Below are 6,163 nucleotides of genomic sequence, written 5' to 3'. Positions count from 1 at the left end.
CCGAGGACGATCCGCCAGCGGTACCGCCGACCCTCGCGATAGGTCTCGAACAGCAGCCCTCGGCCGAGGTGCTCCAGCGCGACGTGTGGGACCGACGTGCAGTCGTCCGTCCGGTCCCAGTAGGTGTACACCACGAGTTCGTCCCGCCCGCGGTCGAGCACCTGCGTCTCGCACTCGGCGCCGCAATCGTCCCGGACGAGGCAGTCGGCGAAGTAGTCGGCGTGGCGGTAGGCGGATTCTAGCGCCTCGAGCGCGTCCGCGGGACCCGTCGCGTGGTCGACCCGCCAGAGGCTCTCCGGCGTCACGTGGCAGGACAGCGATCGGATGGTCGCGTCCCGGTGCTCGGCGAGCACGTCCGCGACGGGGTTCGCTCCGGGATCGTACTCGAGGGCGAAGACGAACTCTCTCATGTGGGATCCGTACGTTCCGGCTGGGGAAAACGCTCCCGGCGGGTAGCACCGGGGATAGGAACCGATTCCCGGCTCCCGTCGGATGGAAGAGTATGGTCGCCGTCGACGCCGACTATTGCCCGATCTGTGGGGCCAAACTGGGAACCACGACGTTCGAGGGCCGCGAGCGCCGCTACTGCCCCGACTGCGACGAGATCGTCTGGCGCAACCCGGTGCCGACCGCAGGCGTCGTCGTCGTCCGCGACGGGGACCGCGTCCTGGTCGCCGAGCGTGCGCCGTCGCGCGACGGCGAGTGGACCGTCCCTGGCGGCTACGTCGAACACGACGAATCCGCCTCCGACGCAGCCGCGCGCGAACTCGAAGAGGAGACCGGCCTGCGCGTCGACTCGTCGGACCTCCGGCTGCTCGCCACCCATCACAACGAGTACCCGCCGCTCGGCATCTACACCCTGCTGATCCGCTGCGTGGTCGATCGGGAGCTGACGGGCGGCAGTCCTGAACCCGGATCGGACGTAATCAGCGTCGAGTTCAGGAGGGAGGAAGATATCGAGGACCTTCGTATGGCGGATGCGAACCGGCGCTTCGTCCGGCTGGCGCTGGAGGGCGACGAGCCGTACCGGTGACGCGACGCCGCGGCGCGTTCCGTGACGCCCGAGACGGACGCTCGGCCGACCTCCGGGGTCGACTTCCGCGCGCACTGGGACCTGGACCCGTCGGTTCCACCACAAGCGTGTTCCGCCCGGCGAACGTACCTCGAACCGTGGCGACCGCTCGGCTTCGAACACGGGTTCGCGACTTCTGGCGGTTCTACCGCCGGTACACGACGACGGCCGCGCACACCCTCTCGGCGGCAGCGCTCGCCATCTTCGGCCTGCTCGTCTTCGTCGACCCGCTGTTCGCAATTCTCGCCATCGGCGCGTACGTACTCCCGCCGATCCTTCTCTTCGCGGTCGGCTGGCGCCCGCCGGCCGACGATTCCGACGACGCGGAACCGACAGGAGCGCGGTCGTCGGAACCGTCGCCGGACCAGGGGCCAGCCCTCGTCGATCGAACGGGACCCGCGGGCGCGTCGGATCCGCAAACCGAGCCTGACGATCGATACCCGGCCAGCGGGCCGCTACGTTCGGACAGGGATACGGATTCGGATCGCGACGACGGCGATACTGATTCGGATCGCGACGGTGGCGATACGGATTCGGATCGAGACGGTGGCGATACGGATTCGGATCGCGACGGGGGCGATACGGATTCGGATCGAGACGATGGCGACACCGATACGGACGGATAAGCGTGTTATCGGTTAGACGTCCACGAACGGATGGCCGGGAGCGCGGCCGAGCGACTAGCGAGGGCGCGCGACCCGGGGGAAGGCTGGCTGACGTTCGACGATAAGTACCGCGAGCAGTCGTCAGACTGCGAGCGGGCCGACGACCGATGTGGAGAGCGCCAATCGCGCGCTCGGAACGGAGGGAGGAGTGCTTTTCATCAACGTTTTGCCGAGGGCCGGCGAAGCCGGCCCGCAGCGCAAAAGGTTGTTAGAAGCCCTTTCCGAGCATCTCGCGGGCGATAATGTTCTTCTGGATCTCGGTGGTGCCCTCGTAGATCTGGGTGATCTTGGCGTCGCGGTAGAAGCGCTCGACGGGGAAGTCGTTGACGTAGCCGGCGCCGCCGTGGATCTGGACGGCCTCGTCGGCGACGTCGACGGCGATCCGGGAGGCGTACTCCTTGGCCATCGAGGCGAGCTTCGTGATGTCGTTGTCCTGATCGACGTTCCAGGCGGCCTTGTAGGTCAGGTTGCGGGCGGCTTCGGTCTTGGTGGCCATGTCGGCGAGCTTGTGCTGGATGGCCTGGAACTCCGAGATCGACTTGCCGAACTGCTCGCGCTCCTGGGCGTACTCGAGGGCGGCCTCGGTGGCGCCCTTGGCGATGCCGACGCCCTGGGCGGCGACGGCGGTGCGCGTCTCGTCGAAGAACTGCATCTGCTGGAGGAAGGCGGCGTCTTTGGTCCCGATCAGGTTATCCTCGGGCACGCGGACGTCGTCGAAGATCAGCTCGGCGGTGTCGGAGGCGCGGATGCCGAGCTTGCCGGTGATCTTGTCGGCCTCGAAGCCGTCGCGGTCGGACTCGACGACGATCTGGCTGAAGCCGTTGTATCGGCCCTCGGCGTCCGGGTTGGTCTCACAGAGGACGACGAAGAAGTCGCCGACGGAGCCGTTGGTGATCCACATCTTGTTCCCGTTGATCACCCACTCGTCGCCGTCCTTCTCGGCGCGGGTGGAGACGGAGGCGACGTCCGAGCCGGAGTCGGGCTCGGAGATCGCGGCGCCGGTGATCTTCTCGCCGGCGGCGACGGGCTCGAGGAATCGTTCTTTCTGTTCTTCCGTGCCGAAGCGGATGATCGACTCGCAGCCGAACGACGTCGAGACCAGCGAGAGACCGATGCCGGGGTCGACGGCGAACAGCTCCTCGACGATCATCGAGACTTCGAGGGATCCGTAACCCGCCCCGCCGTATTCGATGGGGATGTGCGGGCCGAGCAGGCCCATCTCCGCCGCCTTGTCGACGATCTCGTGGGGGTACTTCTCCTCGACGTCGTACTCGCGGGCGACTGGCTCGATCTCGTTCTCCGCGAAGCGCCGCACCTCGTCGCGGAGTTGTTTTTGCTCGTCTGTCAGTTCGAAGTCCATGGTAGACGATATGCATGGCCAACCGTAAAGAAGTATTCTAACCGGGAGTAAACTGGAACGGAGTTTCTGTCTCCGGGGAGGGAAACGTTCAAACGGGTTCCGGTTGGACACACACCCATGGATCTGGAAGATATCAACACCGTCGCAGTTCTCGGAGCGGGGAACATGGGCCACGGCATCGCCGAGGTCGCCGCCCTCGCGGGGTACGACGTCGCGATGCGCGACATCGACGAGGAGATCGTCCAGGACGGCTACGATCAGATCGAGTGGTCGCTCGGGAAACTCGCCGAGAGCGGCCAGATCGAAGCGGCGGACGTCGACGAGACGCTCGACCGGATCACGCCCCTGGTCGAGATGTCGGAGGCGGTGAGCGACGCCGACGTCGTCATCGAGGCGGTCCCCGAGCGGATGGACATCAAGAAGGACGTCTACCAGGAGGTCGAGGAGTCGGCCCCCGACGACGCCATCTTCGCGACGAACACCTCCTCGCTGTCGATCAGCGAGATCGCGGCGGTCACGGCGCGGCCGGAGCGGTTCTGTGGCATGCACTTTTTCAATCCGCCGATCCGCATGCCGCTGGTCGAGGTCATCTCGGGCGAACAGACCGCCGAAGCGACCCTCGACACGATCGAGGCGCTCGCCGAGGACTTCGAGAAGACGCCCGTCCGCGTGCACAAGGACGAGCCCGGCTTCATCGTCAACCGGGTCCTCGTTCCGCTGATGAACGAGGCCGCCTGGATGCTGAGCGAGGACGAGGCCACCGTCGAGGAGATCGACTCCACCACCAAGTACGGGATGGGCCAGCCGATGGGGGCGTTCGAGCTGGGCGACATGGTGGGTCACGACGTGAGCTTCCACGTCCTCGAGTACATGCACGAGGAGCTGGGCGACGCCTACGAGCCGGCGCCGGCGCTCGTCGAGACGGTCGAGAACGAAGCGCTCGGCCGGAAGACCGGAAAGGGCTTTTACGACTACGAGGACGGAAGTGGCGTCGAGATACCGACCGACCAGGTCGACGAGGCGATCGAAGACCGGCTCACCGCCGCGATGGCCAACGAGGTCGCGAGGCTCCTCGGCGGGGAGATCGCGACGGCCGACGCCATCGACGAAGGACTGAAGCTCGGCGGCGGCTGGCCGGAGGGCCCGGTCAAGACGGTCGACGAGTTCGGCGTCGAGAAGGCGCACACGGTGCTCGAGGAAGCCTACGAGGAGTCGGGCCACGAGCGTCACCGCCCCTCGGATCACCTCCAGGAGTTCGCCGAGCGGGGCGCGTTCCGTCGGGCGGACGGGGGCGACGACGACGAGGTCGAGTACGAGACGATCCGAATCGAGCGTCCATCCGACATGGTGGGCCAGATCGTCATCGACCGCCCCCACCGAATGAACACGATCACCACCCAGATGATCGACGAACTCGACGACGCGATCGACCGTCTCGTCGAGGACGACGACGTCCGCTCGGTGTTGCTCACGGGCGCGGGCGACCGCGCCTTCTCGGCGGGCTTCGATGCGGCCTCCGGCGCCGCCGGCACCGGCCTCGAGGCCGCGGAGCTCTCCAGGCACGGCCAGCAAGTCTTCGGCCGCCTCGAGGAGATTCCGATGCCGGTCGTCGCGGCGATCGACGGCTACGCGCTCGGCGGGGGCATGGAGCTGGCGACGTGCGCCGACCTGCGGATCGCCAGCGAGCGGTCCCAGTTCGGTCAACCGGAGCACAATCTCGGGCTCATCCCCGGCTGGGGCGGCACGCAGCGGCTCCGACACATCGTCGGCGAGGGTCGCGCGAAGGAGATCATCTTCACCGCGCGCAACGATTACGATCCCGAGACGATGGCCGACTACGGTTTCGTCAACGAGGTCGTGTCCAATGCCGAATTCGAAGACCGCGCGCTGGAACTGGCCGAGGATCTCGCCGCCGGTCCGCCGATCGCCATGAAGTTCACGAAGCGGGCCATGCTCGCCGGCCGCGACGACACCGACGCCGGCCTCGAACTGGAGTCGAGCTCGTTCGGGCACCTGTTCACGACCGACGACCTCTGGGAGGGCCTCTCGGCGTTCCAGGCCGACCGGGAGCCCGAGTTCCAGGGCGAGTGAGCGCTCGGCGACGAACGGCGTAGCGCCACCCGAAATCGACCACAATTTCGTTCCTCGCGGTGACCGGACCCGTCGTGGATCGGGGCCGACGGACCGGGCGACGCGTCGGTCTCTCCGCGCCGGTCTCGTCCTGACCGGGGAACGGGCGACGCGTCTTGAGGGGGTCGCCTCGACCGCCCTTTCAATCGGAAAATTTACTATTTCGACTCGAGCGAGGATCGAAGGATCGGTCGACTCGTCCTCTCGGGTGGTGATTCTCTCACCCGTCGTGGGTTGGAACGACGATGGTTGCGTGTCCGGAAAGTTACAGCTGGTCGCGAGATTTATCACGCCCCCCTGCAATTTCCTCCCTGTGGCTGGAATCGACGGTGATGGCATGGGGGGGTCTACGCATGAGTGAGGGCGAGCCGGAAGTCCTCGTCGTGGACGACGAAGCGCGACTCGCCGACCTGTTCGCCGCCTGGATCGGCACGGAGCGGTCGGTCGAGACGGCCTACGACGGCGAGGAAGCCCTCGAAACGATGGCGGATTCGGTCGAGATCGTCCTGCTCGACCGGCGGATGCCGGGGCTATCCGGCGACGAGGTCCTGGACGAGGTCCGCGAAGCCGGCTACGACTGCCGGGTCGTCATGGTGACGGCGGTCGATCCGGACTTCGACATCATCGAGATGAGATTCGACGATTACCTCGTCAAGCCCGTCTCGAAGGACGAGCTTCTGGAGATGGTGGAATCCGTCTCGAGTCGATCCGCCTACGAGTCGGATATCCTGGAGTACTACTCGCTGGTCTCGAAGAAAACGCTGCTCGAGTCCGAGAAGGCAGAACGCGAACTCGAAGACAACGAGGAGTACCAGGAACTCCGTGAGCGCGTCGCGCAGCTGCGATCTCGGGTGGACGACACGGTCTCGGGGATGTCCTCTCACGACGACTTCGTCGGCGCCTTCCAGGACCTCCAGACGGAGAACTGATCGATCG

General features: G+C 66.3%; 5 protein-coding genes and 1 pseudogene. 4 read left to right on the top strand and 2 right to left on the bottom strand.

Translation table 11 applies throughout. The features are described 5' to 3' along the window. Positions 1-410: pseudogene (locus tag QZT59_RS00995) on the bottom strand (transcriptional regulator); the annotation flags it as partial. Positions 411-502: 92 nt separating this feature from the next. Here QZT59_RS00995 and QZT59_RS00990 point away from each other — a divergent pair. Next, positions 503-1,033 (top strand): NUDIX domain-containing protein, encoded by a 531-nt coding sequence (locus QZT59_RS00990; protein WP_290810148.1) that lies wholly within the window; start codon positions 503-505, stop codon positions 1,031-1,033. A 137-nt stretch (positions 1,034-1,170) separates the two neighbouring features. Then, positions 1,171-1,698, top strand: a complete 528-nt coding sequence (locus tag QZT59_RS00985) for a hypothetical protein (protein WP_290810146.1) — start codon at positions 1,171-1,173, stop codon at positions 1,696-1,698. A 247-nt stretch (positions 1,699-1,945) separates the two neighbouring features. Here QZT59_RS00985 and QZT59_RS00980 read toward each other — a convergent pair whose 3' ends face one another. Further along, on the bottom strand, positions 1,946-3,097 hold the full coding sequence (locus QZT59_RS00980) for an acyl-CoA dehydrogenase family protein (RefSeq protein ID WP_290810144.1): 1,152 nt from the start codon (positions 3,095-3,097) through the stop codon (positions 1,946-1,948). A 117-nt stretch (positions 3,098-3,214) separates the two neighbouring features. Between QZT59_RS00980 and QZT59_RS00975 the strand changes: the two genes are divergently transcribed. Both QZT59_RS00975 and QZT59_RS00970 read left to right on the top strand, forming a co-directional pair. Next, on the top strand, positions 3,215-5,188 hold the full coding sequence (locus tag QZT59_RS00975) for a 3-hydroxyacyl-CoA dehydrogenase/enoyl-CoA hydratase family protein (protein WP_290810142.1): 1,974 nt from the start codon (positions 3,215-3,217) through the stop codon (positions 5,186-5,188). 392 nt (positions 5,189-5,580) lie between these two features. After that, on the top strand, positions 5,581-6,156 hold the full coding sequence (locus QZT59_RS00970) for a HalX domain-containing protein (protein ID WP_290810140.1): 576 nt from the start codon (positions 5,581-5,583) through the stop codon (positions 6,154-6,156). Positions 6,157-6,163 lie beyond the last annotated feature (7 nt).

Origin of the sequence: Halovivax sp. (genome assembly GCA_007119345.1) — an archaeon.
GTDB lineage: Archaea > Halobacteriota > Halobacteria > Halobacteriales > Natrialbaceae > Halovivax.
This window is presented reverse-complemented; position numbering and strand designations above follow the sequence as displayed.